General features: G+C 53.6%; 1 protein-coding gene. It reads right to left on the reverse strand.

What is annotated here, in order from left to right:
* Nucleotides 1-99: 99 nt before the first annotated feature.
* Nucleotides 100-427 (reverse strand): UvrB/UvrC motif-containing protein (locus COY37_RS03170; protein ID WP_286976038.1); only part of this gene is annotated, 328 nt, incomplete at its 5' end.

Consider the following 427-nt stretch of genomic DNA (forward strand, 5'->3'; position numbering starts at 1 on the left):
AAAGAGGGTCTGCGGTGTTAAGAACAACCAGATCGACTTTAGATCCGCAATCCCTGGACCCCGGATCCTCCAAGCTGAGCTTGCTCAGGCCTCTTGACCCTACTTCACAACCCTTAAGCTTGGCTTTTTGATGCCGGCAAAAGCATCGAGGTCTTTTCGGAGTTCGAATACTTCGTCGCGGAGCAGGGCGGCTTGTTCGAAGTCGAGCCTTTCGGCGGCCGCGCGCATTTCTTCTTCGATGGCGAGTACAAGAGCTTCGAGTTCTTCACGGGGGATTCTTTTTATCGCGTCGCTATGTTCACGCGGTCTATACAGCTTGCCGGATTCCGCAACTACGGATTGTATAATATCCGTTACCGCCTTGCGGATGGTCTGGGGCTCGATGCCGTGCTCTCGGTTGTAGTCCATCTGAAGCTTACGCCTTCTG

Origin of the sequence: Candidatus Aquicultor secundus (assembly GCF_002791875.1) — a bacterium.
In the GTDB taxonomy this organism is placed as follows: domain Bacteria; phylum Actinomycetota; class Aquicultoria; order Aquicultorales; family Aquicultoraceae; genus Aquicultor_A; species Aquicultor_A secundus.